The organism is Candidatus Nitrososphaera evergladensis SR1 (assembly GCF_000730285.1).
GTDB lineage: Archaea > Thermoproteota > Nitrososphaeria > Nitrososphaerales > Nitrososphaeraceae > Nitrososphaera > Nitrososphaera evergladensis.
In genome coordinates this window covers 1,678,090-1,704,297 of record NZ_CP007174.1, presented here as the reverse complement: position 1 = coordinate 1,704,297, position 26,208 = coordinate 1,678,090, and the positions used below count along the sequence as shown (strand labels likewise).

Annotated in this window: 28 protein-coding genes and 1 tRNA gene; 17 read left to right on the top strand and 12 right to left on the bottom strand. The window is 52.1% G+C overall.

Features of this window, described 5'->3' with window-relative positions:
* Window positions 1-560: 560 nt before the first annotated feature.
* The 3 genes from NTE_RS09245 to NTE_RS09235 all read left to right on the top strand — a co-directional run bounded on the left by NTE_RS09245 (window position 561) and on the right by NTE_RS09235 (window position 3,881).
* Window positions 561-1,040 carry a cupredoxin domain-containing protein gene (locus NTE_RS09245; RefSeq protein ID WP_148700756.1) on the top strand — a complete coding sequence of 160 codons (480 nt, stop codon included), beginning with the start codon at window positions 561-563 and terminating at the stop codon, window positions 1,038-1,040.
* A 736-nt stretch (window positions 1,041-1,776) separates the two neighbouring features.
* Window positions 1,777-2,304, top strand: coding sequence for a patatin-like phospholipase family protein (locus tag NTE_RS09240; RefSeq protein WP_226986937.1), 528 nt, complete (start codon window positions 1,777-1,779; stop codon window positions 2,302-2,304).
* Between the two features lie 32 nt (window positions 2,305-2,336).
* Entirely contained in the window at window positions 2,337-3,881 is a 1,545-nt protein-coding gene (locus NTE_RS09235; RefSeq protein WP_148700755.1) for a patatin-like phospholipase family protein, read from the top strand.
* A 315-nt stretch (window positions 3,882-4,196) separates the two neighbouring features.
* On the opposite strand, the gene NTE_RS09230 is transcribed toward NTE_RS09235, so the two are convergent.
* Both NTE_RS09230 and NTE_RS09225 read right to left on the bottom strand, forming a co-directional pair.
* A tRNA-Arg gene (locus NTE_RS09230) sits at window positions 4,197-4,271 on the bottom strand.
* 42 nt (window positions 4,272-4,313) lie between these two features.
* Entirely contained in the window at window positions 4,314-4,793 is a 480-nt protein-coding gene (locus NTE_RS09225; RefSeq protein ID WP_148700754.1) for a hypothetical protein, read from the bottom strand.
* A 281-nt stretch (window positions 4,794-5,074) separates the two neighbouring features.
* On the opposite strand from NTE_RS09225, the gene NTE_RS09220 reads away from it, so the two are divergent.
* From NTE_RS09220 to NTE_RS09210, 3 genes are all read left to right on the top strand, one after another.
* Complete coding sequence (locus NTE_RS09220) at window positions 5,075-5,806, top strand: chromosome segregation protein ScpA (RefSeq protein WP_148700753.1); 732 nt, start codon at window positions 5,075-5,077, stop codon at window positions 5,804-5,806.
* A 30-nt stretch (window positions 5,807-5,836) separates the two neighbouring features.
* Complete coding sequence (scpB, locus tag NTE_RS09215) at window positions 5,837-6,424, top strand: SMC-Scp complex subunit ScpB (protein ID WP_148700752.1); 588 nt, start codon at window positions 5,837-5,839, stop codon at window positions 6,422-6,424.
* Window positions 6,425-7,839: 1,415 nt separating this feature from the next.
* Window positions 7,840-8,232, top strand: a complete 393-nt coding sequence (locus NTE_RS09210) for a 30S ribosomal protein S8e (RefSeq protein WP_148700751.1) — start codon at window positions 7,840-7,842, stop codon at window positions 8,230-8,232.
* Between the two features lie 82 nt (window positions 8,233-8,314).
* Here NTE_RS09210 and NTE_RS09205 read toward each other — a convergent pair whose 3' ends face one another.
* Window positions 8,315-10,045: an Ig-like domain-containing protein gene (locus tag NTE_RS09205; RefSeq protein WP_148700750.1), complete on the bottom strand. Its 1,731-nt coding sequence runs from the start codon at window positions 10,043-10,045 to the stop codon at window positions 8,315-8,317.
* A 194-nt stretch (window positions 10,046-10,239) separates the two neighbouring features.
* Between NTE_RS09205 and NTE_RS09200 the strand changes: the two genes are divergently transcribed.
* The 3 genes from NTE_RS09200 (at window position 10,240) to NTE_RS09190 (ending at window position 12,002) form a co-directional block, all read left to right on the top strand.
* Window positions 10,240-10,560, top strand: a complete 321-nt coding sequence (locus NTE_RS09200) for a signal recognition particle subunit SRP19/SEC65 family protein (RefSeq protein WP_148700749.1) — start codon at window positions 10,240-10,242, stop codon at window positions 10,558-10,560.
* Window positions 10,561-10,680: 120 nt separating this feature from the next.
* Window positions 10,681-10,980 (top strand): H/ACA ribonucleoprotein complex subunit GAR1, encoded by a 300-nt coding sequence (locus NTE_RS09195; protein ID WP_158385334.1) that lies wholly within the window; start codon window positions 10,681-10,683, stop codon window positions 10,978-10,980.
* Window positions 10,977-12,002, top strand: a complete 1,026-nt coding sequence (locus NTE_RS09190) for a transcription initiation factor IIB (protein ID WP_148700747.1) — start codon at window positions 10,977-10,979, stop codon at window positions 12,000-12,002. The genes NTE_RS09195 and NTE_RS09190 overlap by 4 nt, the downstream gene beginning before the upstream one ends.
* A 361-nt stretch (window positions 12,003-12,363) precedes the next feature.
* Here NTE_RS09190 and NTE_RS09185 read toward each other — a convergent pair whose 3' ends face one another.
* From NTE_RS09185 to NTE_RS09175, 3 genes are read right to left on the bottom strand one after another with little or no spacing between them, the layout of a single operon-like run.
* Complete coding sequence (locus NTE_RS09185) at window positions 12,364-12,543, bottom strand: LPXTG cell wall anchor domain-containing protein (RefSeq protein WP_226987266.1); 180 nt, start codon at window positions 12,541-12,543, stop codon at window positions 12,364-12,366.
* 50 nt (window positions 12,544-12,593) lie between these two features.
* A complete protein-coding gene (locus tag NTE_RS09180) occupies window positions 12,594-13,886 on the bottom strand; it encodes a BPG-independent phosphoglycerate mutase family protein (protein WP_148702113.1) in 1,293 nt (430 codons plus the stop codon).
* A gap of 25 nt (window positions 13,887-13,911) precedes the next feature.
* Window positions 13,912-14,229, bottom strand: coding sequence for a hypothetical protein (locus NTE_RS09175; RefSeq protein WP_148700745.1), 318 nt, complete (start codon window positions 14,227-14,229; stop codon window positions 13,912-13,914).
* A 70-nt stretch (window positions 14,230-14,299) separates the two neighbouring features.
* Between NTE_RS09175 and NTE_RS09170 the strand changes: the two genes are divergently transcribed.
* Genes NTE_RS09170 through NTE_RS09155 form a run of 4 tightly spaced genes read left to right on the top strand, consistent with a single transcriptional unit; the run spans window position 14,300 to window position 17,521 of the window.
* A complete protein-coding gene (locus NTE_RS09170; RefSeq protein ID WP_158385333.1) occupies window positions 14,300-14,440 on the top strand; it encodes a zinc finger domain-containing protein in 141 nt (46 codons plus the stop codon).
* A gap of 47 nt (window positions 14,441-14,487) precedes the next feature.
* On the top strand, window positions 14,488-15,549 hold the full coding sequence (locus NTE_RS09165; protein ID WP_148700743.1) for a galactose-1-phosphate uridylyltransferase: 1,062 nt from the start codon (window positions 14,488-14,490) through the stop codon (window positions 15,547-15,549).
* Window positions 15,550-15,608: 59 nt separating this feature from the next.
* Window positions 15,609-16,055 (top strand): hypothetical protein, encoded by a 447-nt coding sequence (locus NTE_RS09160; RefSeq protein ID WP_148700742.1) that lies wholly within the window; start codon window positions 15,609-15,611, stop codon window positions 16,053-16,055.
* A complete protein-coding gene (locus NTE_RS09155) occupies window positions 16,052-17,521 on the top strand; it encodes a UDP-N-acetylglucosamine 2-epimerase (protein WP_148700741.1) in 1,470 nt (489 codons plus the stop codon). The genes NTE_RS09160 and NTE_RS09155 overlap by 4 nt, the downstream gene beginning before the upstream one ends.
* 91 nt (window positions 17,522-17,612) lie before the next feature.
* On the opposite strand, the gene NTE_RS09150 is transcribed toward NTE_RS09155, so the two are convergent.
* The 5 genes from NTE_RS09150 to thiD all read right to left on the bottom strand — a co-directional run bounded on the left by NTE_RS09150 (window position 17,613) and on the right by thiD (window position 22,374).
* Window positions 17,613-18,326 carry a N,N-dimethylformamidase beta subunit family domain-containing protein gene (locus NTE_RS09150; RefSeq protein WP_148700740.1) on the bottom strand — a complete coding sequence of 238 codons (714 nt, stop codon included), beginning with the start codon at window positions 18,324-18,326 and terminating at the stop codon, window positions 17,613-17,615.
* 145 nt (window positions 18,327-18,471) lie between these two features.
* Complete coding sequence (locus NTE_RS09145) at window positions 18,472-18,864, bottom strand: SHOCT domain-containing protein (RefSeq protein WP_158385330.1); 393 nt, start codon at window positions 18,862-18,864, stop codon at window positions 18,472-18,474.
* Between the two features lie 122 nt (window positions 18,865-18,986).
* Window positions 18,987-20,246, bottom strand: a complete 1,260-nt coding sequence (locus tag NTE_RS09140) for a putative sugar nucleotidyl transferase (RefSeq protein ID WP_148700738.1) — start codon at window positions 20,244-20,246, stop codon at window positions 18,987-18,989.
* A gap of 3 nt (window positions 20,247-20,249) precedes the next feature.
* Entirely contained in the window at window positions 20,250-20,957 is a 708-nt protein-coding gene (locus tag NTE_RS09135) for a nucleotidyltransferase family protein (protein WP_148700737.1), read from the bottom strand.
* A 64-nt stretch (window positions 20,958-21,021) separates the two neighbouring features.
* A complete protein-coding gene (gene thiD, locus NTE_RS09130) occupies window positions 21,022-22,374 on the bottom strand; it encodes a bifunctional hydroxymethylpyrimidine kinase/phosphomethylpyrimidine kinase (protein WP_148700736.1) in 1,353 nt (450 codons plus the stop codon).
* 190 nt (window positions 22,375-22,564) lie between these two features.
* Here thiD and NTE_RS16615 point away from each other — a divergent pair, with 190 nt between their 5' ends.
* A complete protein-coding gene (locus tag NTE_RS16615; RefSeq protein ID WP_158385327.1) occupies window positions 22,565-22,765 on the top strand; it encodes a hypothetical protein in 201 nt (66 codons plus the stop codon).
* A 99-nt stretch (window positions 22,766-22,864) separates the two neighbouring features.
* Here NTE_RS16615 and NTE_RS16610 read toward each other — a convergent pair whose 3' ends face one another.
* Window positions 22,865-23,008, bottom strand: coding sequence for a hypothetical protein (locus tag NTE_RS16610; protein ID WP_158385325.1), 144 nt, complete (start codon window positions 23,006-23,008; stop codon window positions 22,865-22,867).
* Between the two features lie 226 nt (window positions 23,009-23,234).
* Between NTE_RS16610 and NTE_RS09120 the strand changes: the two genes are divergently transcribed.
* The 3 genes from NTE_RS09120 to NTE_RS09110 all read left to right on the top strand — a co-directional run bounded on the left by NTE_RS09120 (window position 23,235) and on the right by NTE_RS09110 (window position 26,190).
* Window positions 23,235-23,438, top strand: coding sequence for a hypothetical protein (locus NTE_RS09120; protein WP_148700734.1), 204 nt, complete (start codon window positions 23,235-23,237; stop codon window positions 23,436-23,438).
* Between the two features lie 79 nt (window positions 23,439-23,517).
* On the top strand, window positions 23,518-24,864 hold the full coding sequence (gene thiC, locus NTE_RS09115; protein WP_148700733.1) for a phosphomethylpyrimidine synthase ThiC: 1,347 nt from the start codon (window positions 23,518-23,520) through the stop codon (window positions 24,862-24,864).
* Between the two features lie 30 nt (window positions 24,865-24,894).
* Window positions 24,895-26,190 carry a purine-cytosine permease family protein gene (locus NTE_RS09110; RefSeq protein ID WP_148700732.1) on the top strand — a complete coding sequence of 432 codons (1,296 nt, stop codon included), beginning with the start codon at window positions 24,895-24,897 and terminating at the stop codon, window positions 26,188-26,190.
* Window positions 26,191-26,208: the final 18 nt, after the last annotated feature.

The following is a 26,208-nucleotide window of genomic DNA, read 5'->3' as shown; positions in this document are numbered from 1 at the left end:
AAGACGGGCCCAGAAGTTTCAGGTCCCTCAGTGGATCCTGGCACCTTTTCTACAAAAAGGCAGAAACCGTCACGGGTTGGATAGGGCATTAGTGGGTGCATGGTTCTTGTTACAGGCCAGATAGCCTTAAACTGGTTCCTGTGTCTTGCTGGAGAAAGTTCTAAAGACACATTACAGGAAATTTTATGTACCTCTCAAAGACGGTAATTGACTTTCTTTTTCATCTTAAGATAAAGTAATGCACCGATCTCTTGTTAAGCAAGTCTTATTTGCAATGAAATCGATCTTTATAGTACATGACGAGCTGATATCAAATTGATGGCTTCTTCTCTTCGACACTTTCACTTAGAAGCCTAGCATTCTTTCAGTAAGAAGAATATGGTATCGATGCCCTTCTTCTACCACTTCTCATCCTTATCATCATCATATTGGAAAGGTGAAGGACAGAAAAAAGAATGTCTTTCGTTTCAACCAAATCCACAACAATTACTACGACCATCTGCGAGAAATTGTGAAGGAAACTGGCTAACCTGCATTATTGCCGATTCTGGTGATTGCCTATGGTCCTGTTGAAGAAAAACCAAAAGACGGCGGCAGGCATATCCGTCATGACATTTTTGGTAGCAGTAGCCATCAGCTTGGTGTACTATCAATTCTACTACGTACCCACGATAAACAGGAAGCCTCGAGTCCCTCAAGACATTTTGAATCCTCCAAGCATTACTAATGTTGGGATTTTGCCGGGTTCTTCGCTAGAGTCTCAAGCGCAAAACTTCTTTCCAAGCGATGTTCGTGTTAGTCTAGGCGCTAACAACAAAGTCATATGGAAAAACAACGACAACACGTATCACAGCGTAACCAGTGACAATGACTATGTAGACAAGATAAGCGGAAAATTCGATTCTACAGCCACCATCGGACTGATGCCGTCTGGACAAACATACAATTTTACTTTTACAGAGGCTGGAGTCTATCATTATCACTGCATACCGCATCCTTGGATGAAAGGCACGGTTACGGTTTTAGCCGAGCATGATTAGCGGCATCTTGTGATGTATTCTTTGCCCTCGTATGTAGTAGGTACCACATTAAAGCACGATGCCTATACAGCACACGTTCGTTGCAGAACGGGCTAACATAGTTAAGTTAAACTCAAGGCTCGGAAAGGGATATGACGTACTCGGTAATGGAAAAATCAAGGAAAGAAAAGCTTGAAGGTTTTGAATGCGAGGTATGTCATTTGCGTTTTGCAAACAAGACATATTTAGAAAGTCATATTATTATTATCGAGCACAAAAAACACATGGTGCCCTCCGGCGTCCAGTAGGTCGCATATTCTCGATTGTGCCCACCATTGATGTTGTGATGTAATTTCTTGGGCACGGTTTCAGTTTTGGTGAGATTTGTTCTGATTCTAAAGCATCTAGAATTGGCTGCCACTAGTTATGGAAGACTTTAGAAAAAGGCCATGCATACTCATATTAGACAATCAGCGACATATTTCATCCAATAATAAGGATAATGGACAAAGATTTCCAACCGAAAAAGTACGAGCCCAGAGGGACTCGAACATTACGAAAACAGGGTTCAGATACAAGAGAGAATTTCGATAACTGCAGCTTTTGTCTATGGTAATCATTGAAGGCTGAATGATGCAGGAGACAGCGTGCTTGGGCGGGCGCGAAGATGCTTGTGGAGGTCCAATTTAGGCGATAACAAAACTATTTTGGTATAAAAAGGATATATAGTTCTCTTATATCCAAATCCACGGTAGTCATGAGCCAAGCAACCAGTAAGGCTTTACCGGTAGAAGACGAGACAAGCGTGGAAGTTCGGCAGCTAAGGTTAGATCCGCGTAGCAGTACCATTTCTGCATCTACGTTAGGGACAACAGCGGCAGCAACAGCTACAAACGTCAGGATAGATCCGGGAAGGATGGTCCCTCAGGTTGCACTTGTACTTAGTGGAGGTGGAGCTCACGGTGATTTTGAAGTTGGTGTGGTCAATTACCTTTATCGGCTACGCAAAATAGCTCCCAAGATTATTTGCGGTACGTCCGTAGGTGCGATTAACGCGCTCAAACTGGCAGAAGGCGAGCCCAAAGAAAAAATGGCAAACCGCGATAGCGATGGACACTTGCAGGGACTCGCAGGACTGGAAGAGATCTGGCTGCTTCTTAAGAAGAATGGCAATATGTACAAAGACGCAATAGATACGTCCAAATTTGAAAAAGATGCAAAAGAATTGCTGGAGGATGTAACCGCCACTGCAGCTCCTCTGTACTTTTGGGTCCTATTGGATTGATAGCTTGGCTGTTCTCGGGAGGAGACAGCGCCTTGGACAAGGTCAAAAAGGATATCCAGTCTTTGTTAGCAACGCGCTCGCTGTACAATCTTGACCCAATCCATGACACCATGCTCAAGAGAGCAAGCTTTCATCCCGAACTGGTTGCGAAATCCGGTATCAAGTTGCGGCTTGCCATGGTGGCCCTTGAAGATGGGAAACTGCGCTACGTTACTGAAACTGGCGCAGTAATTGAGCGCGATGGGTCGCCGACATTGGTTACGCAATATGATCCTGCTTGCTCCGGGCCAATCCTCAAAAAGATAGCCGAGCTCGAATCGCAAATAAAGGATGCGCAAGATTCCGCCTTCGATGATAAAGATCCGCAAAAAGGGGCCCTCGCTGGTGTCGCAGCGCTGCGCAATAAACAAGCCCAGCTTCGAAAACAGCTTGAGAATTGTCCGAAGAAGCAGTTCCCAGTTATGACCAGCCTTGTAAGCGGTGCTCTTGCTTCATCATCCATACCATTTGTTTTCCCTCCAGTCAAGGTCGGCTCGTACTGGTATATCGATGGGGGCGTAAGGGCAACCACACCAATAGAATCGGCCATTGATGCAGGCGCCGATTTTATCTATGCAGTAGTTGCCTCGTCTACAGAGATTGATCCGCAAAAGCCTATTCTGGGCGGTGGAGGGCCACTTCATTCCTACGATCCGCCCGCAAACATACTTGACATTGGTATGCGTGCATCTGCAGATATTATGCCCTCGGAAATATCAGAATCATCTCTATTTCCGCCTAACAGCTGGGGCAAGCCGGTAGTGGTGATCCGTCCAGAACACGATATCCACGATGGAATGACGATTGATCCGGGACTAATTCGCATACGTGTAGCCCATGGGTTCATGCGTGCAGATGATGTGATAACCGCCTGGGATAAAGATCCGGCCACCTATGGAGAACAAACCACAAAGAATTCCAGCGAGAGAAATACTACACTAATAGTTCGCCTGAGGCGCAAGATCTGGCAACTAGAATATGCTGCAAATGGGTTCACTTACAGCTCGGACCAAGGAAAACATCCTGAAACGCCGTCTCCTCTCACAGGACCCGACAGCGGAAAAAAGAGATCAGAAGCCCTGGCAAGCGTACGCCATTGGAAACGAGAATTAAAGGAACTTGTTGATCAGAGAATCGCGTCGGGGGGCAAGGTGCCTGAAGGTTACGAACAGTGGTGGCTTGGCTGGGAGCAGCATCCGTGGAAACCTATAGTCGCACTTTGGGATGCCCAGAACCCCTTTGTACCACTAAAAACAATGAACGTGTCTGTTAACCCGCAAAAAGTAGCGGTCAACAAGCCGGTCAAGTTTACTGTAACTGCATCATATAACGGGTCCGCGGTGGTGGCAAACGTATTAAGTGATGGCAAATTAATCGGCACAACTGGCAAGCTTATTGAATACAAGTTCGCAACCAAAACACAAACAGAGTTTGATCCTGAAACCAAGCAAAAGATTACGGAAGTTATTGCTCCCATGGTCTCTGTAGTTGCCTCCGGGTACCATACGGTTTACCTGGATCTGTTTGGAGGGCTATAGCAAAAGACGATATAGTTGCTATTATTGTTATTGTTGCCAGAAAATCAAGGATCAGCTCCATTTGGTCGACCAAAGTTGTGGGTGGGCCAATAAAGTGGCGGCCAAAAGCAATCGCGCTGCCCTAAACGAGTTCTTTGGATGGCGCCTAGCTGTCTAGTTTCTCTTCATGAAGTCGTGAAATTCCTTTACTAGCGCGACGTTGACGGGGTTTGGCAGTTTATCTATTATCTTTGCAATGACTGTCTACAGCCTTTCGGGCATCAGGGAATTCCTCCGCTATAAAATTGGGAGGGGCCCCTGAACATGTGAAATGAGCGGGCCCAGAGGGACTCGAACCCTCGACCAACTGCTCCGCAGGCAGCCATTCTGTCCAAGCTGAACTATGGGCCCAGCGTAAGAAAAGTCTTGATCACCTTAATTAAAACGTAGGCATTAGCCGGCCGCCTTCATGGCTGCATCGGCCTCTGCGCTGTACTTTAGCGAAAGCGAGAACAGGTCCAGCGTCTTCTCGTACTCGGCCCTGTTGCCTGTCAGCAGATACGCCTTGAAATGCTCGTTGCTGTCCTTTTCTGCCTGTATTGCCTTTACCAGCAGGCTGCGGGCGTCGGTGTAGCGCTCGGGTGTTTCAAGCGCGTTTGCCCTGTCGATGAGCGACTGGTACCTTGGCATGTACTTGTCGATGATTGCTGCCATCGTGGCGTTGTCGTACTGGCCTGCCTTCCACTTGCCCTCCTCTGCCTGGTACTCTCTTGTAAGGGCAATAGTGTCGACCGCAATACCATCCCACTTTTGCTTGAACTCGTCGTTCTGGGCGCTTGATACCTGCAGCATGACCATGACGCCGATAAGGACTGCGATTGCCGCAAAGCCTGCAATCACGACAGCCCTCGACGCCTGCTTTTTCTTGACCATTCCTGTGTGTGCAAGAGCATAGACTGCAAAGTAGAAGATAAACTAAGCGTCGCCGGCTGTCTTGCGCCGGCAGTCGAGCGGCCAATCAGGATGGTCTTGCGATTTCTTCCAGCCTCCTTACAGGCTATATGGGTGTGTGAAGACGATCTGGAAAAAGCCAGGGCAGACCCTGGGCTTGAGTGACGACGCATAACTATGATGACGCGGGATGAAATGTTTCTTCACCCATACGTATTATAGGAACTTTTTGCCCTCAACCTTGAGGGAGGGGGAAGAGAGAATTGTCCGAAGCGGGAGAAGCGCCGTCAGAGGTCCCGGACACTAAAAAGACCATAGCGCAGCCGCCGCTCAACATACTGTTCAACCCTTCTGCCGTTATACGCAAGGACGTGTGGAACGTCGACATTGTGCGCCTTCTGGAGCTGTTTTTGCAGCTGATAAACGCGACTGGCAACAAAGACCTGCGCATATGCGGCATCGCAGCTGTGTCGTCGTCGATGATATACCGGCTCAAGGTGGAAAGCATTTTTCTGCTCGAGAAAATTGCGATGCAGAAAAAAGGCGTTGACGACCCGCAACAGCAGCTTCCAATCCCGCAACTGAACACGCTTGACCTTCCCTTCAGGGTCGAGTCCACGTACCCGGTGTCTGTAGAAGACTTGCTCAAGGTGCTTGAGAACATGATAATGGAACTGGCAAATCCCCGGCCGCGCAAAAAACAGGTCGAGCTTGAGCCGGTCCAGACGTTCAACTTTGACCAGTACCTCGTGAAATTTGAGCAGATAATCCAGGGCTACGAGGACATGATATTTGACATCGTAAGCGCCGACGGGCCGACCATGTTCAAGACGCTTGTGGCCAAGATGGAGCCGGTCGAGACGGCGCGCTGTTTCATCGCCATGCTGTACCTTGCAATGAAGGGCAAGGTGGACCTTGAGCAGCCAGACGATTCTGACGATGTCAGGATAACCCTGAGGCAGCCAGAGCCAGCGCAGGCGCAACAGCAACAGTAAAGTAATTCCACGGTTCTTCCAAAAGACAAGATGCGCGAGTCGCTTCCAGAAGACGAAGTTGCTGCAAGGATAGAGGCGGCCCTTTATTCCGCAGGCAGGCCCCTCACGGTCGACGAGCTGGTACGCGCGTCCGGGACAAACTCGAAGGAAAAGACCATGCGCGTCGTAAACGACCTTGTCAAAAAGACCAAGACTGTGTTCAAGGCAATTGAGGTGGTCCAGCTTGAAGACGGCTCGTATGTGTTTCAGCTAAAGCCTGCCTACACTCCCCTGATTCGCCGGTTTGCCCAGCATCCACTCGTCCCGGCGGCCGCGCTCAAGACCCTCACCTATATCGCGTACGAGCAGCCTGTCACCTCAAAGCGCCTGGTGCAGATACGCGGGAGCCAGGTGTACCAACACATAAAGGAGCTAGAGCAGATGGAGTTTGTCGAGCACGAGAGTTTGGGCAGACTCAAGGTGTACCGGACGACGAAAAAGTTCCAAGAGTATTTCGGCATAACCGACCTTAACTCGATGAAGAGCAAGCTGGTGGCAGAGACCAACAAGGAAAACCCCAGGCAACAGCCGCCAGCGACTACTACTACTGCGAGTTCGAAAGCTGACCTTCCTAGTTAGTTCTGTCACATATTATGTCTTGTCTTGATGTGATTGAATTTGAAATTATCTGTGATGAAATAAATAAATGACTGCAGCTTTAGTTCGCATAAACTCAAGTAAAATCAACGACCGCCAAGAGGATTTTGGGACAGAGGCGCAGGGGAAGCTGCTGCCAACAAATCTGTCAGAGGCAAAATGAATAGTCACACCGTCATCCAGAGATAATTCCAGAATTTGGATGGATAGGACCAGGTGATGAGCCGATCCTAATAGTCTATGTCGCCAAAGGAAAAGATAAAACCGTACATCCGGAAAGATATGGGAATTTATGTTGGATCCGGCGAGGGAGACCAGAAAATCATTGTACTAGCATTCGCCTGCTGAACTGAAGAATCATCCCACGCTCGTCGTCAATCTCGATACGGCTGACCTCTTCTGATGTCATTGGAACGTATGACCTGATAGCTGCCTTGCACACTGGACATGATTCGATAGTGTCTGTTGTACTGAGACAGGAACAAGACCACTTGCAATTGTCGCAAAGTTCTAGGATGATGGTCGGGTAGAGCTCTTCCGTCTCTAACGGTATTATGAGACTTTCCGGAGATTCCCTCATTTTTCTGCGCGGTCTAAAGATGATGCTCGTACAAAAATCTTCTCTGAAAAAAATGACAGTGCGCCATAAGGCGGTACAGTCAGTTCGTAGCGGTTACTGATGTGACTGGGTGGATTTCTGCCCAATTGAAATGGCCTTGATCCAAAACATACGAACCTACGACCTCCACATGCGTGCTGACAGGAGGAATGGCAAGATCTTGGTGGAAGTTAGCGCATGCGGCTTTAGGGCCGCTTAGAAATGTTTCATGCCGACATATAGCCTCGACTACCAGATTTCCCTGTTGAAAGATCGTATTTGCTATGTTATTTTTAGTCAGATTGGAATATCGGGGATCAAGTTTCACAAGGATATGGAGGTCTCCGTCTAGTTCAGACGCTATGCCCTTTATCACACCCGTGACAGAGACGCAGGGGTTAACCACCTTCAGTCTTTCCGGGCGATACACATGGTTCCACAGCGATTGATCGCAGGCTGGTGCTCCTGAAGCTGCGCCAGCGACGTTAAGAGGTTGAGTACTAACTAGGATTACTAACATAATCAACTGGGTAATCATTTTCCGCAACTTGGGATAGTTACTAACTACCTTCGTCGTTCTTTACTTCATCGGCTTTGGTTTTGCTTGCTCGTCAGAAGACTGAAGGATGAGATAGATCGGATTCTTTTGATCTGTGTTATTATACTGCCAGCCCCAAGCTCAATGATATCGATGCTCTCAGCAGGCTTGCATAGCTCATTAGAAAGCTCGATTGCGTCGTCTATGTACTTGGCATCGTACGCTTTTTATTAGAGTATTTAATACACTAGAAAACACAATATGCGCAAGTCGATAGAGAACCTTGCGGGCCGCAAGCTGACTGGCGGACGCAAGCTCGCCAACAGGATCCGGAGGAAATCCGAGATCGACAGGTATCCAAATGAAGCTACCGTCGGCACGACCGACATTGTCACGAGAAGGGTAAGGGGCGCAAACGTCAAGGCAGCCTTCAAGACCGCCGAGTTTGCAAACGTCATGGACCCTGAATCCAAGAAAGCGACCAAGTCCAAGATATTGACTGTGACAAAGAACCCCGCAAACCGCGACTATGAAAGAAGAGGCGTGGTGAGCAAGGGCGCAGTCATCGAGACAGAGGCAGGCTCTGCGCTTGTTACCTCAAGGCCGGGCCAGAATGGCGTGGTAAACGCCGTACTGATAAAGGCCAAGCAGTAATTTTTTCATTCAAGAAATTTTTTAAAATTTTAAAATAAAAAAGAGGGGCAGACAGACTTGCCTGCCATTTTCACTCCCTCGCTCAGTGGATCTGTATGTTTCCGCCACTAAGGGTTCCGCCTCTCATGTAGATGGTCGTGTTGGACAGGTCCTTGATGACAATCAGGAACGAATCGTTTGTTCCCGGCTCGCCGTTGTCCTTGACTATTGCCTTGAAGGTGTAGCCCGAGACGCCGTTGACTTCTGCTGTGCCCTTGAACGTCGCCGTCGTGCCGGTAGGGTCTATTGCAAGGGCCGTCATCGACTGGCTGTGGAGCTTGATATCCTCAAGCTTGTCGTTGAACTGGAGCTGGCCCTTGAAAGTGGTGCCGTCGCCTGACTGTACGTTAAAGCCTGCGTTGGTGTTGTTGTCGAGGTTTGCCTGCCCTCCTGTGACCTTGCCCGGAGTGCTTGTCAGGCCCTGGACGTTCACCGTGACAGTCGCGGTGTCTGTCAGGCCGTGGCCGTCATCAATGGTGTAGGTAAAGGTGTCGCTTGCGCCAAAGATAGATGGGTCTGGGGTATAGGTTATGGTGCCGTCGCCGTTGATGACTGCTGTGCCCTGCGCAGGTGGCGAGACCGAAATGACCGTCAGCGCATCGCCGTTAGGGTCAGAGTCGTTTGCAAGGACGCCTATCGTGACAGGCGTGTCCTCAAGGGTATTTGCCGAGTCGTCAACTGCCACCGGCGGCCCCTGGACGTTTATGAATGCCTGTGGTATGTCTGCAGTACCTGGCGTTCCGTCTGGGTTTGTGTACTGTACGTGCGACTCTGCGAGGTCGTCTACTGGCAGGTTGTTGCCTGCAAGCGTCGAGCTTGCGTCGAATGTGACTGCAAACGTCTCTGTGGCCAGCAGCTTGTTGTCGCCGTCGCCGACGTGCTGTGCAACGTTGTTCCACGTGATCTGGGTCTGGCCGCCTGGCAGCGTGACTATGCTGTCCGGCGCGATGCTGAAGCTGCTTTCGTCAACAATATAGTCCTGCGTGGTTTCGACAAGGTTGACGTTAAACGGCGCAGTGTTGATGACTATTTGTTGGAGGATTGCGTTGAATATCGCGTCGAGGTTTGCAGCAGAGGGCGCGTTGAAGAACTGGCCGCCTGTGGCAGACGCCATGTCTGTCAGCGGGCCCGTCGATGCGCCGCCGAGTGCAATAGAGTAGATCTTGTAGCCCTTGCCTGCCGCATTGGCCGCCGGCCCGCCAGAGCCTGCCGGCGTGTACGTCCCGACGCCGTCTGTCAGGAATATGATGACCTCTGTGGAACTGCCCGACCTTGTGTTGCCGTCAAGCATGGATATCGCCCCGTTGAGGCCCGCGTTGAGGTTCGTGCCGCCTGACGCGTCGACGCTGTTTATGTTGGTCTTGAGCGCGCCAAAGTCCTGCGTGAGGCCAAATGCAAAGTCGACATTGTCATCCCAGCTGACCACTCCTCCCTGGTCCCTCGTGGAATTGAGCTTGTCGACAAATGATTTTGCTGCCGCGATGCGGAGGTTGGACGGATCGTTGATGGTCATGCTGCCAGAACTGTCGATGGCAAACACCACGTCAATCGGCACCGTCTCTGTAAGGGTGCCTCCAAACCCTTGCACTGTCAATGTTACCTGGGTGGAATCAGGCGATCCTGCACCTTGGACGAATATGTCCGCGGGAGACGCCGTCTTGCTCACCAGTACCTGGTTGTCCGATGCTGCCGCTGCTGGTCGTACTGCGCCCGTGGCTGCAAAAACTAGTACGCCTATTACGGCTACGGCCAAGAGTTGTTGAGATGCTCTCATGGCACCTTGCCCGTAGAAGATGAGTCTATAAAAAAATTCCTAAAAGAGATACTATAATAAAATTCGTCCATAGTAGAAGAGTTTGCATATTTTTTACCTATAAAAGACAAATGACGAAATGCGCAAATGTTCGAGTCTTCCCATCCTACGCAATAGTTTTAAAAAGCGCCCTCCGTTAAATGCGAGATAGAGCCTTGAAGGACTATGACCACGTCATACTCTGGCTGGACTACTTTAACAAGAACCTAAAGCGCCGCCAGGGAAGGAAGGTCAAGCGCGACCACGCCGTCTTTGACCCAACAGTGCAGGAACTTGTCGAGGCGGCCAAGACGGCCGGCTACCAGGTTGAAGACGACGCGGTAAACGACGCCGCAAGGTTTCCAAGAAGATCGTTTGTCAAGTCCGGCTATGTCATGCTTGCCAAAAAAGAAGGTGTGAAAAAATCAAAGGTCATTGCAAGCGTCGCGGAAAAGCTGTTGCAAAAGCACGCGAGGCAAAAATCCGGAAAAAAGTAGCAGGCTAAAATTTAACAGCGGCCGCAATAATATTGTTCATCAACAAACATAACAATTTTGACCGAAGCTTATGATAGCAAGGAAAAGCTGATTGTGCAAATGGGGGAGATCGGGGAAGTTATGCATCTAGCAAAGAGCGGAAGGTTAATCGTAAAACTGAACGCAGCCGGAGCGACAGGCATCAGACCGGGTGAGGTGCTCATCGACTCTGCCGGAAGGCGAGTAGGAAGGATATCTGAACTGATAGGGCCGGTGAACGCGCCGTACGCTTCCGTCATTCCCATGACTGACAGAACAGCGAGGCTGACTGGCGCAAAGGTGTTTGCCGGCGGACGGCCGCAACAGCAGACGAAGACTAGACCGTCGTCGCATGGACATAAGCAGCACGACAAGGAAAGGAGGAGGGGTCGCCGGAATTGACCACGAGTGAATATTGCACTCAGTGCCCAGAATGCAGCGCAAACCTCATACAAGACTATTCCAAGGGCGAGTTCATTTGCGAGCGCTGCGGGTACGTCGCGATGGACAGCGTCTATGACTTTGGCCGCGAGTCAAACGCGACTGACTTTGAGGAAAAATCCAAGAACACCCGGGCTTCAGGCTCGACGAGTTTTGCTCTCCACGATTACGGCCTGAGGACAGAGATTGCCTCGGGCTCAAAGGACTATGCAGGCAAGTCCATCGACTACCAGATGGCCGAGCAGATGAACAACATCCGCAAGTGGCACATACGCAGCAGGATAGTGTCTCCGCAGGAGCGCCGGCTGTCAAACGTCCTGACAAAGATTAACGAGACGTGCGCGGCAATGTCATTGCCAAAACTGCTGGTTGAAACTGCGGCAATGCTGTACCGCAACTATGAGAGTATGCAGGAGGCAAAAGGGAAATCAATCGCGTGCATGGCGGCTGCAACAATATACCTTGCGTGCAAGAAATGCCGCGTGGTGCGCTCACTTGACGAGATAGTGGCGGCAACGGGCGTTACAGAGCAGGACCGGTCAAGCGTGAAACTTGCGTCAAAATACTATCGCATGATGGTGATGGAGATGAGCGCGTTTGCAGAGGAGGCATCATCATCACCACAGGCGACGCCGGAAATGCCACAACAGCAGCAACAGGTGCCAGTCACCATGGCCATCGACCACTATATCTCAAAACTCTCCAACATGGCCAAGATAGACACCAAGGTGGAACGCCTCGCAATAGACATTGCGCACAAGACCGATGACCACATGCTTGCAGACGGCAAGGCTCCAAACGGGCTTGCGGCGGCATACATATATGTCTCGTCGATACTGCTTGGCATAAACATACTCCAGCGCGACGTGTCTAGCCTTTCTGGCGTGACAGAGGTGACGATACGCAACCGCTGCAAGGACATGCTGACAGGGTTCAAGCTGACAATCACAGTCAAGCCGCAGACAAGGCCTGGCCTGGCCTGACCCTTTTTTTGCCTTTGTTGTTCAAGCTTTTGGAAAAATAAGGGTTTTACCACCAATACCTGCCAGTTAAAATTCGCACTGATGCGGTCATGAGATAAACCTATTGGAACATCCTTTATTAGAAAGGAGTTCCATAAAAGGGCAAACATGTTATGTCGAGCTTGCGGTAGCGAGATGAATGCAGCCGAGTTCTGCCCCGAATGCAACGAGGCAGTGCTGTGGAAGTGCTCATCCTGCGATCGAGAAAATGACAAGTCAATACACACATCTCATCCCGTGGAAAGCGAAGCCCCTCCCTCTACGAGGGCCGCCTCCGTTGTGGGTGCGATACTTACCATGGTATCGGGCATGAGCGTTGCCCTTACTCTGTAGCAGGATCGTAATCGGGCTCGCTGTTTCTCTTGTGGCGCATGTACAGTGCGACTCCAATGAGGGCTGCAAGCAGGCCGATGAGTATGAAAAACGTGGTCTCGTCTTTGACGCTTCCTGCAGGTAGTACTGCAAGCGCTGCAGCAGCTGCAAGCCCTCCTTCTCCAAACATGTGTGACAATAAATGACTGGCCGCCTTGGCCTTTTATTCATTTGCGTATTTTATTGTCTGTCAGTAGCCAGTTTTAGCGCTGTCGAGACGACATCTGCGCCCATCAGGAGGCCGAGGCTTCCCTTTCTGCCATAGCCTTCTGTAAAGCGGGCGCTACCATCCTGCCTGACGCCGTTTCCAGACACGAGCAGCGGGACCGGGTCATCGCTGTGCGCTTTTTTGATGCAGGGAGTAGAGTGGTCGCCGGACACCACTATTACAGGGTTTTTCACGCCTGCCAGCTCCTTGGCAAGGACGCCAAAGAAGCGCTTGTCGATTTCTTCGAGGTTGCGTTTTTTGCCCTTGGCGTCGCCGTCGTGGCCAAACTCGTCGGGGCCCTTCAAATGGACGTATACGGCGTCAACCGTCTTCAGGCTCTTTGCTGCTACTCTTGCCTTTAACTCGTAATCGTCAAGTGAACCGGCCTCGTACATCTTCATGCCAAGTACCTTGGAGATGCCGACTTCAACCGGCATCTCTACGATGCAGCCAATCGATATGCCGTATTTCTTGTTGATGGGCTGGACTTGTGGGAACCTGTTGCCCGAATCGCGGGCAAGTATGCAGTTCATCGGGTTTCTGCCTGCCGCCTTTCTTGCAACGTTGACAGGGTGGTCGCGCAGTATCTTGATTGTCTGCTCTGTAAACTCGTTTACAAGCATCGCAGCCATCCTGGCCTCCTTGCTGTCGTCCTGCGCCTTGGCCTCTTGGACGTAAATGTCGTCGGATGTTGCCTTGGCGACTCCCATGCCCTCGACCTTGTCGTAGGCCGGGTCCGTGTTTGTTATCTTGTCTGATAGTTTCATCTTGCTGTGGTGTATCCTGATCACCACGCGGTGGGCGACGGTCGGGACAAGCGCGATTGAGGCGTCCTTGTCGCTGAACTTGATGCTGTTTTCAAGGGTCTTGCAGACGGCCGTTGCCTCTTCTTTGGAAATTACCCTGCCAGCGCGCCTGTCGGTTATCTTGTTGTTCTTGTCGTCGACGGTTGCAAAGTTGCCTCGCAGGGCAAGGTCGCCGTCTTGAAAGTCAATGTTGCAGCCTATCGACTCGATAACTCCGCGGCCGACGTAGCCTCCGTCGCGGAAACTGTAGCCGAGCATGTTAAAGACGGCAATGTCGGACTGCGGCGCGATGCCCTTTCCGACGGTTATCACGCGGCCCATCGCGCCGTTCCTTGCAAGGGCGTCAAGGTTTGGCGTGTAGGCGGCTTCAAGCGGCGTGAGGTCGTTTAACGCCGGGTGCGGCAGGTCGCCGATGCCATCAAGGAGAACGTAGACAATTTTAACACCGTCTTTTCTCATGATGTCAGGTGTATGGCGCGTCAATTTATTTTTTCTTCTTCTCTCTTTTTGCGGGTCTGTAGTAGGCAAAGTACTTGCGCAGATCCTTCGTGTACGGCTCGATTGCCGCAAATATCTCGTCCTGCTCTTCTTGCGTCAGCTGGCGCCTGTGCCTTTCAAGCATGATGCCCTCGGCAAGGCCGGTGTAATAGCCCACCCTCTGGCCGTAGAGAAAATCGTAAGCGCTGACGCACTTCCACACCTTTTTCAGTTTTGGCACCCTGCCCTTTGGGACCTTGGGCGCCTGCAGGTCGCTTTTTATGACTGCCTGTACCATGCTCTTGATGTCGGCGTCAAGTGGCATGGCCTTTTGCCGGGCGACTGCAGAAAAAAAGCGTTGCTGTTATTAGCAAGTTTTGCGCACACATCCCTTGTTGGAGCTTTCATGCCGGTTCTGCGGCAAAATAGTCGTGGACGAAGCGGGCAACAGGACAGAGGATTTCGGGCTAGTACAGCGCGGAACGTACATCTGCGCACGCTGCGCCAAGGCGCTTGAATTCGCGCTGGGAGATTAGCGGTGCAGAACCTTTAATTAAAAGTGTGGGGAGCATTTTCCGGGCATATGAGGGAGCTGCGCAAAGACTATGTTCTGGACAGGTTTGTCCTTGTTCCTAATAACACTTCTTCTTCTACTTCTGCCGCAGAACGGGGAGGAGATGAAAAGCGTGATGGTGTTGATGACGACGACAAGTGCCCCTATTGCCCCGGCAACGAGTCAATGACCTCGCCGGCGCTCCTTGCGCTTGTCGTAAAGGATGGCATGCTGCAGCGCCTGTCAGACAGCGAGGACAGCATAATCGACGACTGGTCGGTCAGGGTGTTTGAAAGCAAGAACCCTGTCGTCACGACGACAGCGGCCGCCAGCTATAGCGACAAGCCCCTGTACAGCGAGCCGGCCTACGGCTACCACCAGGTCGTAGTCGCGACGCCTGACCACAAGCAGAGCCTGCCCCAGATGTCAGTCGAGCAGTGGGGCAACGTCCTTGTCGTCATCCAGGACCGCGTCAGGTGGCTGTACACGCAAAAAAGCGTGACGTACGTCTCGATATACGTCAACAGCGGGGCCGGCGCTGGCGCGCAGTCGCCTCACCCCCACCTGAACATCGTCACCTTTTCCTCTATTCCACCTGCAATAGAGCTTGAAGCCGAAGGCTCGCACAGGTTCATGAACGAAAATGGCAGCTGCCCTGCGTGCAACATGATATCCGTCGAGTCCAGCGGGCCCCGCCAGGTGCTTGCCACGGACAGCTTTCTTGCCTTCTGCCCCTGGGCGCCGACGTACCCGTACGAGTTCTGGATATACCCAAAGAGGCACATCACGTCATTTTCAAAGATAACGCAGAAGGAGATAAACGACCTTGCGCTGATGATGCGCGCAACCCTCGGCGGCATGTCAAAGGCGCTAAAGGACGCGCCGTTTAACATGGTCTTCCACCTGTCGCCAGAGAAAAAGAACAGCCGCCAGATCCACTGGCACATTGAAGTCTACCCGCAGCTAACGACGTGGTCGGGTCTTGAGCGGGGCTTTGGCGTCTATGTCAACAACGTCAAGCCGGAAAAAGCAGCCGAGATCCTCGGCTCTGCGTGCCGAAAAGAGCTTGCCGGCCTCGTCGGCATCACCTAGTTTGGCGAAATAAAAAACCAATCATTTAATTACCAACCTCTGAAAATAAACCGCCGTATATGAAGCTGGAGACTTGGATTTCCGTCGGCTCCATCGCGCTGTCAGCAATGTTTGTGGCGCTTATCCTCTCGTTTTACAACTTTCTTATCAGCCAGGGGGAAAACCCAAGCCGCATCATAGACCCTGCGGGGTTGCTCGTACAGGAGGTCGCCATATCGGCCGCGCCCGGGATTGTTCTTGCCGGCGTCGTGTTTGTGATGTCCCGGACGACAGGCAACAAGCCTGCGGGCCTGCTGCTGGTAGCCTCTGGCGCAATAATGACGGCCGGCATGGTCGCCGCGCTGGGAATGCTCCCGCAGATCCATCCGCAGTACGTGCAGGGCGGAGTCGGCATTGTGCCGTACGTGTTTGCGGCCGCCGGCGCAGGCGTGGCCGGACTGGGAGGTTATCTGGCAGTCACGTCAAAGAGGAGCAGGTACGCCGGCAACCTGGATGATCTCCGTTGAACAACAAGACAAAAGAAGACACAGAGCTTGACGTATCGCGGGACATGCTCCCGATAAAAATCTCTGGAAGTTTGTCATCAGTGTTTGAGCACGCAAAAAAGCAGAGGAGCCCGATACTTGCCGTCGTGACTGGGACAAAGCCAGACTTTTACAAGCAGGCTCCCCTGATGGTGGAGGCGGCGAAGGAAAACGTGCCGTCCTTTGTGATAAACACGGGCCAGCACTTTGACGACGTGCTCGGCTTTGGGATGCACGAGTTTAGCCTTAACGACTTTGTAGGGTGCAATCTGCAGATACGGGGCGACCTGATGGAAAAGGCAAGCGAACTGATACTGAAATTTGGCTACTTTGGCCGGTACTGCCGCAAGAACTTTCGCCACAACGAGTCGATGCTTCCAATAGTGCACGGCGACACGCTCGTTGCAGGCATCGCGCCGCTTGCGTGGGTGTTTGGCATGGGCCAGAAGGTGGGTCAGAACGAGGCCGGCCTGCGCTCCATGGGGCCGGAGATGATGAAGCACCTCTCGCCGGCAAAAGAGCCGACAAAAAAGACGGTGCGCGACCTTGTCCACAGCCAGTTTGATGGCAGAAGGTGGTTCCTTGCAAGGGAAGAGCCTTTTCCAGAGCAGATAGACACGTGGATATGCTCCGCCGGCACGCAGTTCTTTTTTGCGCCAACGCAGCTCAACAAGGACCACCTAGTCAGGGAAGGATACCCGGAAGAGTTTGTGCACGTGGTGGGAAACTCTGTGGTTGATGCGATACACCAAAAGCGCAGGGAACGCCCAAGCCAGAGCATCTTTGACGCGTACCCGCAGCTGGAAAAGGGCGAGTGGATAAGGATGGACATACACAGGCGGGAGAACCTGACAGAGCGACGCTTTACATCAATAATCGGCGGGCTTGTAGACATTATCGAGCGCACGGACAACAAAATAGTCTTGGTGATGCTGAACGCGACGGTTTCTGCGCTAAAGCAGTACGGCCTTGAAAAGAAACTGCAGGACCTTGCAGAGGATCACAAGGACAGGTTCCTGATGACACCCTTGTGGAAAGAGTACGCGCACGTAATAGAATTCCTTGACAGCGGCCGCTGCTGGGCTGAGATGACAGACTCGGGCTCGATGCAGGAAGAACTGCTTTATTTCCCAAAGGTGACGTCGCTTACCGTCAGGCTGAACACGGACAGGCCGGAGACTGTTTTTGACGCCAAGAGCAACATCTTGGTGCCTCCGCTCAACCGTGCGTGGCTGTCGCTGATGGCAAAGGAGGCTCATGAAAAGGGCGAGGGCCTTGGCATGCGGCTTGGAAAGAAAAAACAGATCTACGGCAGGCCGGGGCAGGTGTCAAAAAAGATAATCCGGATAATCAAAAAAGAGTTTGAAAATGGCGACGCCAACTTTTACCCGTGGCTCCACCAGCGCCTTGGGCTGTGGAAGGAAAAGCAGAGCATCAGCTATATGTGATACTATTTGCCAGCGCGCATAGGGAGGAGGGGGCGTGCTTCCAGTGGAGCATCTGCTTGCTTTAAAGAATTAGGCTGATAAACTGGTGGTCTCAACCCGCAACTAACGACATCAATTTCGCATCGTGCAGTATATCAAACTCGGGATAGCAATCCAGGACTGAGCCATTGCTTGCCTTTTCAAACTGCCAGTTCTTGCAGCTGGTGTTGTACTCGTCTTTGGTGCTCCTCGAGGGTGGCCAGTTGAAAGCATCGTTGACGCCCTTGTAGCCATGACCCTTTTGCAGAGTTATCGTGTTGGAGACAGGATTGTACGAAACAAGCGCATATAGCGCGTTTGGGTACAGGTAAAGGACGTCTGGATGGCGGGTTATGGCATCAAACTCTGCCTGGGTGACGTATTCATTGTGAAGCACTATCACCTTCTCGTAGCTTGCCAGGATGGAGGGGTTTTTGGTTACCTGCTCGTCAGTAACAACGTCGCTTATTCCCAGCGACTCTATTTTCTTGAGGGCATTACTGCTTCCTGCATAGTCCATATCGCTGGTGTATTGCGCAGGTCTTAATCGCACTGTCAGGCATCGTGTGCTGCACGTATTGCGGTAATAGTCATAAAATCCTCGTGGCTGGTATGCCGCAATGGTAAACGTAGGCTTGATTGTTACTATGGAATGGAGTTTGATGGCAGAAGCCTGTGGCGGGGCAATGGCCATTGCAAAAAAAAGGACGATTACCATGCTGCCGTATGCCAGACGGACAATGCCAGTCCGGAAGTTCTTCCCGTTCACTGCGTCTCGCCCTGACATGGAAACCTCTGCATTCTGAGAATTTAATCTTCACTTACCAATGTTAATCAAGTTCTGGAAGTGTGTTATGTTCTTGCTGATGTTCAACCCAATAGTAACAGCGCGTGTGGACGACAACGTCGCCCTGCTGCTTGCAAAGATAATATCAGCTTGCCTGCTTCAGATCCCGCATCATGCTTTCGAACTGCTCTCTTGTGATCTCGCCCTTGGCGTATCTTTCTCTGAGGATAGATGCGGCATTGTCACTGTGTTGACGTAGATCTTCTGACTGGTACCTTCTCGAAGGCCAGAGCAGCCACCCTGCGATCAGAAGGATCACAAGAATCGGAAGCAGGATGCCTATTCCGCCAAACCAACCGAAATGGAACGGGAAGAAGAATGGATGATGATAAGGATAATAATAATAGGAATAGAAAGCGCCCGACTGCCGGGCAGCAAAGAAAGGAGCCGCTATCGATACTGCTACTACAATAGCCGTCAATCCTATTAGAGCCCCAGCCACGATCCGTCTAGTTCGAATTGATTCCTGGTTGCTCATGTGATATTTCATATGGTGTTTCTCACATATAGTCCTTCTAGCTCTAGTTTTTAATGGCGGTATTATGGTCAGACATAGAAAATGAAAACACGTCTCCAGTCATTTAACACTGATCCGATAGATTAAATTGCAAACTTGGCCCTGCGCACACCTGCCTTCTTCCTTTCCTGCGCGGTAGAAAGGAACACGTCTTTTATCATCTGCTCGTACGCCTTGCTCATCTGCTGGCCGCGCCTTGGCATCACCTTCCTCTGTGTTTCTATCGCCGACGCAAGTTCAAGCTCGACGTTTTTTGCGCCGATGCCCTTGCCATATATCGTAAACGACGGCACGTCGCCTGAAACAAGGCCATGCAGGTGCGATGACACTCCGATCCTGCGGCCACTGTAAATGAGGGTGCCGATGGACGTCTTGCTCATGTCCGCAAAGAACGAGCCCAGCTTGTCAAGGCCAGTATTGCGACCTTCAATCCGTATGTTGCCATACGTCATCTTTAGGTCTGACGTGGTAGTCATGGCGCCGAGGTTGACCCATTCGCCGACGTACGAATGGCCCAAAAACCCGTCGTGGGCCTTGTTAGTATAATCGGAAACTATGGAATGCTCTATCTCGCCGGCGACGCGGCAGTTCCTCCCGACGTAGCTTTTCTCTATTATTGAAAACTGCTTTACCTGCGTCTGCGAGCCGATGTACGCCGGGCCCACTATTCTGCTCTGGGAAATGTACGCGCCCGGGCCGATGTAGATGCCGCCGTTCCTTGCGTCAAGAACCGTGCCTTCTTCTATTGCGGCACCTTCTGTCACCACCGCGTTTTGCCCGAGTACTTTTATGCCCTGCATTGTTTCGCTTGACTGCTGTTGCTCTGCTGCCACCGTTTGCATGGCAAGCGCGTTTTCAAGCAACCTTGTCAGGTCCCACGGCTCTGACAGCAACCCTTCTGCGCTCTGCGTGTCCGTGGATTTTTCAACCGCAAGTGCCTTGATGCTGGCGGGCTTGCCGGCCTCGACGCATTTTTGCAGGTACTCTGCAGATTTTTTTGACAGGCGCGCCACCAAAAGCCTGTTTGCAGAAGTTATGGCAAAAGTGTGGCTTACCCTTGACAGACGTGGCAGGTCAAGTGTTGCCGGGTGGAGAAGCCCGTTTACAAAGATGGTGTCGGCATCAAAGGCGCCAGGGTCATTGACCTTGCAGCCGTCGTGTCGTTCGGCCGTGACTTTTTCAAGGTGCCTGCGCACGAGCAGCGCGTCAGGCGCGTTGCCTGCATAGGTGCACTCTTCAAAAAACGTCCTGGCGCCCACCTTGAGGTCAAAGGTCGCCTTCGTGAGCGTAAGCGGCGAAAAGTTGCGCCAATGGTGGTCTTCAAAGAGCGCAATCGATGGCATGTCTTATATCTTGCCCAGCCTGCTTGCAAACTGCTTGTACGCGTCAAGGTACGATTTCTTGTCGCCAATGTCAATGAACCCCGAGCCGTCTACCTCAAAAGCCTTGACCTTCTTTTTCTGCGCAAGGGCGTTTCTGACAGCGTCGTCCATGCCAAACGCGCCCGCCTTTGGTATCGCCTTTAGAAAGCTCGGTTCCATGACGTAGCATCCTATGTTGATGAGGCCGCTTATCTCGGGCTTTTCGCGCCAGCCGGTTATGTCGTTTCCCTCGACGTCGATAAAGCCGTACTTTAGCTTTGTCGAGTAGTGCATGAGCGCCATCGAAATAAACGCGTTGCTTTCCTTGTGCATTTTAAGCATCTTGCGCAGGTTGAACTCGTATACCGAGTCGCCATAGACGCAGACAAACGTGTCGTCGGCAAGCATCTTTTCCGCGGTTTTCAGCTGCCCCGCTGTTGCAAGGGGTCTCTCTGCGCGGGCATAGTCTATGTTGACGTTGAACCTGCTCCCGTCCTCAAAGTAATCCTCGATTGTCCGATGGAGGTAGCTGACGCAGATCACGATCTCTTTGATGCCGCCGGCGTTTCTTAGCCACTCTATGGTGTATTCGAGGAGCGGCTTGTTGCCAAGTGGGAGCATCGGCTTGGGTATAAAGAACGTGTACGGCTGGAGCCTCGTTCCAAGGCCGCCTGCAAGAATGACTGCTTTCATAGCCGGCGTTTCTGTCACATTCCGTACTATATAAGGTAAGACCGCGTTTTCTACAGGAGGAGCCTCAACAAATCTTCAATATCTGCTCGATCTTGTAAACTACCTCTGCAGGGCTCCTGCCAAAGACGGTTATCATGGGCTCCTTGCCAACGTCGCCTTTATGGTATATCACTTCTGCTTTTGGGTTTTTTGCAAGCGCGGCCCTTGTGCCCCACGATATTGTAGAGCCTTCCTTTTTCTTGACGTCGGCAGGCTCTTTGCTCCTGTCATAGCTTGACACTTGCTCCTTGAACAATGTCTTGCACGCGGCAAGGACCTCCTGGCCAAACCTGATGTTGGCAACCGCCCTTGTCGCCGGCCTGATGCTCATGTACGCCAGAACGGCAGACGCCATGTGCCTTGAAGCGCCAAACTCTACCCTTGACACCTGTACGACCGCGTTTCCTGCCCTTGCCATCCTGCCGCGGACTGCCGCAACCTCCGAATGGTTCGCGGCGTCGGGCAGCGCATAGGCAAAATTCGTCTGCGTTTCCGGTATCAGCCGGTACAAGCCGTCAAGCGAAACAAGCCTGTCAACTGCCGCCTGCAGTTCTGCAAGCACCCTGTGGCGCATCGCGTCTTTGTAGATAGACGAGAGCGGGTTTGTGACCGGCAGACCCCTTCCCACTGCTACCGCATTTTTTATGGCGTCGTGCACGTACTCGTTTGCCATCCTGCACGCTTCTTCAAGCGCCATGCCCCGCGCGAGGTATGCGGTGACTGCCGCTGAAAAGTTGCAGCCCGAGCCGTGGCTCTCCTTGATGTCGACGCGGGGGTTTGTGATCTCTACTACCTTGTTGTCGTCAAGCAGCAGTATGTCAGTCACCGTCTTTTTCCCGAAATGGCCGCCCTTTACGATGACGTTTCTTGCCCCAAGCGCCTTTAGCTTTTTTGCAGCCTCTATGCCATCACCGCCTTCGTTCCTTATCGTTACGCCGGACAGCTTTTCAGCCTCCATCCTGTTTGGCGTGACGAGGGTTGCAAGCGGAATCAACCTTGAAACAAACGAGTCCAGCGCGTCGTCCTTTAGCAGTTTTGCACCCGTCCCTGCCGCAAGTATCGGGTCAAGCACGATTGGCGCTTTTGCTTTCCTTAGCGGCTTTGCAACGGCGTCTATTACCTGACGGCTGTAGACCATGCCCACCTTGATTACTGCTGGCGGCATGTCTGCCATGATTGACGTTACTTGTGCCTCGACAATGTCTGCAGGAACTTCGTGTATCTTGGCCACCTTTTCCGTGTTCTGCGCGGTCAGCGCGGTTATGGCGGTGCAGCCATAGACGCCAAGGGCCGAAAACGTCTTTAGGTCGGCCTGGATGCCGGCGCCTGCGCCCGAGTCGCTTCCTGCGATGGAAAGCGCTACCTTCGTTGTTGTCAACTTATGGCAGAATAGCAGAGAAGAGACTTATTCAGTCTATCGGCGTATTTTTCGGCTCATTACTTTTTTTTGGCGCTACGCCTTTTCAGCCTCTTGATTTTGCGTGAAGCTGCATTTGAATAATGTAATAATCTACTCGTCGAAAACTACTTGCCTGCTTAAATAGCAGGCAATTGCCAAAGCCACAAATATGTTCCATAGGATTGCACAAAAAACCGCAAGCCTTGTGGCAAAACATCCGCAGATAACAATGATGGCAGTTTCAGTAGGCGCAGCACTTGTTTTGGGGGCAATTGTAGCAAGTCTTGACGGCGGCCAGGCATGGGCGTCGTCATCATCATCATCGCCGCCGCATAAATGTCCGGTATTGCCCCGGTGCATAAATTTCTGACCAGCCGCAAAAAACCGCCACCTGCCACTGACTATGACTGGGTCCTGCTAAAGCAAAAGCAATCGTGACATCAAAGATATGCTTGCCCAGCCTGTCGGCTCACAGAACATAATTGCACAGGCAGACGCGTTTTCCGCAGCAGGCGCACTTTGCTCCCTGCGACACGAACCTGCATTTCTTGCTGTGGGTTTCGCAAAACACCGTTCGCTCTTGCTGCTGCTCCTCTACTGCTGCTGTCTGCATGTGCCCTTACTTTTCATTGATTCGGTTAATCCGCGTAGCAAGCTAGTTTAGACAAAAGAGCTAAAAGCGTACGGTTAAAGCGACAGCCAAAAGCTCTCTTGCATTTTTCGAGCCTTCAGCCCTATGAGATTCATTCAAGAAAGATTTTTCTTGCCGTACAAGCTGCCGTTTCAAAAATATTTTGAGGGCGTTTATGAGTATAGACAATTGTTGATGATGATAGAACTTGCCTAGCGAGGACTTGGAGCGATTGAAACAGATACTGCGGCAAGAGATAAGCGACATAAGAAGAGCCATAGAAGACAACCAGCGGCAGGATTTTGACGAGCTGGGCGGCGCATTCTCCCGTACGGCGGACAGAAACGATTTGATAAGGATAAACACTTTGCGATGGGTGCTTGACGTAATAGACACGCTGGATAGTAGCTAGACCCTTTTTTTTAAAAGTATTAGTGGTGGAATATTCTTTATATCCTGTCAATGCGTGTATTTTTTCTGATTCTAACAATATGCCTACCCAAATGAACAGTGCCCGGCGCGGCATCGCGACCGATGAGATGAAGCAGGTAGCAAAAGACGAAGGCGTGGATCTTGATTTCATAGTCAGAGGCGTTGCAAGCGGCTCGATAATCATCCCAAAGAACAACGCAAGGCCGCAAAAGATCAAAGTCACCGGAATTGGAAGGGGCCTAAAGACAAAGGTGAACGTGAACATCGGCACCTCGACCCTGCACCAGGACCTCGACGAGGAGGTGTCCAAGGCCAAGGTCGCAGTCAAGCACGGCGCAGACACGATAATGGACCTTTCCGACGGGGGCGACCTGAACCTGATAAGAAAGACGCTCCTTGAAGCCGCGCCGATTACCTTTGGCACCGTCCCCGTGTACCAGGCGTACTGGCACGGGGTTGAGAAATTCAAAAACCCGCTCAACATAACCGAGGACGACTTTCTTGACGCCTTTGAAAAGAACGTCAAGGACGGCGTGGACTATACCACCATCCACTCGGGCATCACAAACGAGCTTGCCAGGCGCGTTATCGAAGTGCAGAGACACGGAGGCATCGTCTCAAAAGGGGGCACGATAACTGCAGCGTGGATGCTGAAGTACGAAAAGGAAAACCCCTATTTTGAACACTTTGACTACCTCTGCGAGATAGCGAGAAAGTACGACGTCACGTTCAGCCTCGGCGACGCGCTCCGGCCCGGCTCGATACTTGACGCGCACGACGAACTGCAGGTGGCAGAGATGATAAACGTCGCAAGGCTTGCCAAGAGGGCGCACGCCAAGGACGTGCAGGTCATGATTGAAGGCCCCGGCCACGTGCCCCTGAACGAGGTGGCCGCAAACGTCAGGCTTGCCAAGTCGCTCATCGGCGACATCCCGTACTATGTGCTGGGCCCGCTCGTGACTGACGTGGCTGCAGGCTATGACCACATCGCAAGCGCAATAGGCGCGGCAGTCTCTGCGGCAGAAGGGGTCGACCTTTTGTGCTACCTTACGCCAGCGGAGCACCTCGGCCTGCCGACGGCAGAGGAGGTAAAAGAGGGCCTGATAGCGTACAGGATAGCCGCGCACGCCGGCGACCTTGTCAAGATAAGGGAGCGGGCGATAAAATGGGACGCAGCAATAACAGAGGCAAGGCGCACGCTCAACTGGGAAAAACAAATAGCGCTTTCGATAAACCCTGAAGAGGCAGAGCGCATACACTACCGCGGAGGGCAGCACGAAGGAAACAACGTGCCGTGCACGATGTGCGGCTCGGCGTGCGTGTACATAATGCTCCCGCAGCAGAGAAAGCCCCGGGCGGAAGAAGAATCATCTGCTGCCGAAAGCCAAGTGCGCAATAGCATTTAATTCAGGCCACGCGCATCTTTTTCTCTGCACATGGCGATAATCCGGGCGCCAGAGTGGGGCATAACCCCGATTTCAGAGAAGGGCCGCAGGCTAGGCGGCCTTGACTATTTCATCCTCTGGTCAAGCCTTGGGGTCGGCCTACTCGTGCTTTCCGCCGGCTCGTTTTTGTCCTCTGCAAGCTTTGTCGACGCGACGCTTGCCATAGTCGCCGGCTCTGTCGGCGGGTCCGTGCTCCTTGCGCTTGCCGGCAAGATTGGAAGCGACCACGGCGTGACGTCGCTTGTGAGCATGCGGCCCGCCTTTGGCATACGGGGCTCGTACCTGCCGGCCATCCTCAACGTGATGCAGCTTGTGGGGTGGACCACGTTTGAGATAATGATAATGGCCCGCGCAGCCGCGCTTCTTTCTGGCAATGCAATCCCGTACCCCGCACTTGCCGCAGCGTTTGGTGCCGTCGTTGCGCTGCTTGGGATCGCCGGCCCGCTTGCAGTTGCGCGGCAGTGGCTAGGCAAGTTTGCGGTGTGGATAGCCTACGGCACGTCTGGCATAATCATAGTAACCCTTTTGATGGCGCCGGGCGCGCACGACATCATCACGTCGCAAGGCAAGGGCATGTCCTTCTTTACCGCGCTTGACCTTGTCATTGCGATGCCAATATCGTGGATGCCCCTTGTCGCAGACTACAACCGGTTTGCAAAAAAGAGCAGGACCGCGTTCTGGGCAACGCTGATTGGCTTTGCGCTCACAAACATGATGTTCTACTTTGGAGGCGTGCTCCTTGGCACCTTTGACGTGCTTGCGATAATCGTGGCCATGCAGGCGATATTCTTTGGCTTTCTGATGCTGCTTCTGCTCGTAGACGAAGCAGACAACGCGTTTGCCGACCTGTACTCGGCCGCGGTGTCGGTGCAGGACATATTGCCGCGCCTGTCGCAAAAGCACCTGATAATCGGGTTTACCGCGTTTTCCACCGTGCTTGCAACCGTAGTCACGATACAGGACTATGAAACCTTCCTTTTGCTCATAGGCGCAATATTTGTGCCACTGTTTGGCGTCGTGCTGACCGACTATTACCTTGTAAAACGCCAGAAATACACCGAGGGCATGATGTTTGGAATCAGCAACAAAGGCATCGCGTGGCCCGCAGTCGCGGCATGGGCCATTGGGGCGCTCCTCAACTTTGTCATGTCGCCCCTTTCTCCCCTGTACGTGCCGTCGATGCCTACCATAGGCGCCACCATGCCAAGCTTTGCAGCAGCTTCGCTTGCATACCTTGCAATAGTCAGGTTTATGCAAAGAAGACCCAAGGCCGAGCTTGCAAAATGACGCTTTACAACGATACAG

Coding starts and splice junctions, on each gene's coding strand:
- NTE_RS16610 (WP_158385325.1), bottom strand. CDS start 23,008: ATGCAGACAGCAGCAGTAGAGGAGCAGCAGCAAGAGCGAACGGTGTTT.
- NTE_RS09160 (WP_148700742.1), top strand. CDS start 15,609: ATGAAGCTGGAGACTTGGATTTCCGTCGGCTCCATCGCGCTGTCAGCA.
- NTE_RS09145 (WP_158385330.1), bottom strand. CDS start 18,864: ATGAGCAACCAGGAATCAATTCGAACTAGACGGATCGTGGCTGGGGCT.
- thiC (WP_148700733.1), top strand. CDS start 23,518: ATGCCTACCCAAATGAACAGTGCCCGGCGCGGCATCGCGACCGATGAG.
- NTE_RS09180 (WP_148702113.1), bottom strand. CDS start 13,886: ATGAGAAAAGACGGTGTTAAAATTGTCTACGTTCTCCTTGATGGCATC.
- NTE_RS09140 (WP_148700738.1), bottom strand. CDS start 20,246: ATGCCATCGATTGCGCTCTTTGAAGACCACCATTGGCGCAACTTTTCG.
- NTE_RS09225 (WP_148700754.1), bottom strand. CDS start 4,793: ATGGTCAAGAAAAAGCAGGCGTCGAGGGCTGTCGTGATTGCAGGCTTT.
- NTE_RS09195 (WP_158385334.1), top strand. CDS start 10,681: ATGCATCTAGCAAAGAGCGGAAGGTTAATCGTAAAACTGAACGCAGCC.
- NTE_RS09240 (WP_226986937.1), top strand. CDS start 1,777: ATGAGCCAAGCAACCAGTAAGGCTTTACCGGTAGAAGACGAGACAAGC.
- NTE_RS16615 (WP_158385327.1), top strand. CDS start 22,565: ATGTTCCATAGGATTGCACAAAAAACCGCAAGCCTTGTGGCAAAACAT.
- NTE_RS09165 (WP_148700743.1), top strand. CDS start 14,488: ATGAGGGAGCTGCGCAAAGACTATGTTCTGGACAGGTTTGTCCTTGTT.
- NTE_RS09245 (WP_148700756.1), top strand. CDS start 561: ATGGTCCTGTTGAAGAAAAACCAAAAGACGGCGGCAGGCATATCCGTC.
- NTE_RS09135 (WP_148700737.1), bottom strand. CDS start 20,957: ATGAAAGCAGTCATTCTTGCAGGCGGCCTTGGAACGAGGCTCCAGCCG.
- NTE_RS09110 (WP_148700732.1), top strand. CDS start 24,895: ATGGCGATAATCCGGGCGCCAGAGTGGGGCATAACCCCGATTTCAGAG.
- NTE_RS09205 (WP_148700750.1), bottom strand. CDS start 10,045: ATGAGAGCATCTCAACAACTCTTGGCCGTAGCCGTAATAGGCGTACTA.
- NTE_RS09150 (WP_148700740.1), bottom strand. CDS start 18,326: ATGTCAGGGCGAGACGCAGTGAACGGGAAGAACTTCCGGACTGGCATT.
- NTE_RS09185 (WP_226987266.1), bottom strand. CDS start 12,543: ATGTTTGGAGAAGGAGGGCTTGCAGCTGCTGCAGCGCTTGCAGTACTA.
- scpB (WP_148700752.1), top strand. CDS start 5,837: ATGCGCGAGTCGCTTCCAGAAGACGAAGTTGCTGCAAGGATAGAGGCG.
- NTE_RS09175 (WP_148700745.1), bottom strand. CDS start 14,229: ATGCCACTTGACGCCGACATCAAGAGCATGGTACAGGCAGTCATAAAA.
- NTE_RS09210 (WP_148700751.1), top strand. CDS start 7,840: ATGCGCAAGTCGATAGAGAACCTTGCGGGCCGCAAGCTGACTGGCGGA.